This is a genomic window from Pseudoduganella ginsengisoli, assembly GCF_009720865.1.
GTDB lineage: Bacteria > Pseudomonadota > Gammaproteobacteria > Burkholderiales > Burkholderiaceae_D > Rugamonas > Rugamonas ginsengisoli.
On record NZ_WNLA01000066.1, the window covers coordinates 1 to 1,955 of the forward strand.

A 1,955-nucleotide genomic window follows, 5' to 3' on the forward strand; every position below is an offset into this window, starting at 1 on the left:
TGTCAAGCGCGGAGTAAATCTGAGCCACTTTGCGGGCCTTTACGCGGCCGAATTCTGAGCCACTACCTTGGCGGGCTTCTCCAGAAATCCCGCTTTCTTCATCCTTCGTAACCGATAGCTGTCCCCCTTGATCTGCACGATATGGGCATGGTGCAGCACTCGGTCGAGCATCGCAGCTGTCAGCGTCGGGTTGTCGCCAAAGGTGTCACCCCACTGCGCAAACGGCAGATTACTGGTCAGTATCATCGAGCCGCCACGTTCGTACCGCTTAGAGATGATGTGGAAGAAGTGGCTGGCCTGGTCGCCGGTAAACGGCAGGTAGCCAATCTCGTCGATGATCAGCAGGCGCGGCCCCAGTACCCGATGGCGCATGACAGACTCGTACCGGTCCTGCCGCTGGGCGGCAGCCAGTTGCAGCATCAAATCGGCCGCAGTCACGAAGTGAGTCTTGATGCCTGCCTGCGTGGCCAGGTAGCCCAGGGCGATCGCCAAGTGGCTCTTGCCCACACCGGATGGTCCCAGTAACACTGCGTTCTCTCCGCGCTCGATGAAACGCAGCGTGGCCAGTTCATCAATCACGTTTTTCGGCGCGCCGACCGCGAAGTCAAAATCATATTGTTCCAGCGTTTTAATGACCGGGAACGAAGCCATGCGCACCAAAGTCTGGCGGCTGCGGATTTGTCGCGTGTCGCGCTCATGGCTCAACGCCTGCTCCAGGAAGTCCAGGAAACTCCAGTCGTGGTCCGCGGCTTGCCCAGCAATGGCAGCAAACCGTTCAGCCAACCCATCGAGTTTCAATTGGCGGCAGTGGGCGTCAATGCGTTCAGCTTGCAGGTTCATGCCGCCACCTCCGTGAGGATTTGCTGATAGACCGACAGTGGGTGCTGGAACGAGTGATGCCGCTGGCGCGCCGATGGTGCCGTCGGTTGGATCGGCTCGCAGCGCGGCACGTAATCCGGCAAGGGTTGCAGCAGCGCTTTCTCGGTATGCTCGAACAGCGTTTTCGGCGCATGGCCGGTGAGCGGATGAACGCGGCGGTTGGCCACGTCGCGTAGCCATTTACCCACTTCGGCATTGGCGGTGGCCACGTCCACGATCAGCCCGCTGGCTTTCATCCGGCTGTCCAGCGGCACGTAGAAATTGCCGCGCAGGTAGCGGTGAAAGCGCTCGACCTTGCCCTTGGTCCGGGCGCGGTAAGGACGGCACAGTCGCGGCATGAAACCGTACAGCTTTGCCATGTCGAGGAAGTCGTCATTCCAGCGGTGCTGGCCTTCACCATAGCCGTCGCGTTTGATAACGACGCTCTTGGCGTTGTCGTACAGGACTTCTTTCGGCACGCCGCCCAGCGCATCGAACAAGGCGTGATGACAGGCCACCAAGGTCGCCGCAGTTTCGTCCGAAGTAAAGCGCACCCAACGCCATCGGCTGTAGCCCAACGTCGCCGTAAAAGCGTACAGCGGATCCCGACCGCGCCGGAACACCACGAAGTCGCATTGCATTTGCTGCCCCGGTGCTGTTTCGAACCGCACCACCGGATCTGGCTTGGGCGCCGCTTTATGCAAGCGCATGAAGTCTTGTAACTGCCGTACCTGCCCGCCGTAGCCAAGCCCTCGCAGCTCGCGCAGCATGGCCGGCGCCGGAATCCAGTCGGGCCTTGCCTCAGCGATCCGCTGTTCGATGTACGCCTTGAACGGATCAAGCTTGGTAGGCCGAGCTTCCCGCAGCTTGTATCGCGGCGCCTCCGGTGCGTCCAGATAGCGCGCCACCGTGTTCCTTGAAATGCCCAGCTGCTTGGCAATCCGGCGCTCCGAGAGGCCCTGGGCCTTGAGCACATGTATTTCCATCCACTCTTCCTTGTGTAGCACTCAGGTCTCGCGCAAAAGACCTGACTTTACAAAAAAGTGGCTCAGTTTTACTTTGCGCGAAGTGGCTCATTTTTACTCCGCGCGCAACAA

Annotated in this window: 2 protein-coding genes; both read right to left on the reverse strand. The window is 60.1% G+C overall.

Going from position 1 to position 1,955, the window contains the following annotated elements; translation table 11 throughout:
• Window positions 1-39: 39 nt before the first annotated feature.
• A complete protein-coding gene (istB, locus tag GM668_RS30205; RefSeq protein ID WP_155442682.1) occupies window positions 40-840 on the reverse strand; it encodes an IS21-like element helper ATPase IstB in 801 nt (266 codons plus the stop codon).
• Window positions 837-1,865: an IS21 family transposase gene (gene istA, locus GM668_RS30210; protein WP_170305928.1), complete on the reverse strand. Its 1,029-nt coding sequence runs from the start codon at window positions 1,863-1,865 to the stop codon at window positions 837-839. Before istA ends, istB begins: the two co-directional genes overlap by 4 nt.
• Window positions 1,866-1,955 lie beyond the last annotated feature (90 nt).

Bases quoted from the DNA above. Each gene is read 5' to 3' on its own strand.
- istB (WP_155442682.1), bottom strand. From the start codon at position 840: ATGAACCTGCAAGCTGAACGCATTGACGCCCACTGCCGCCAATTGAAA.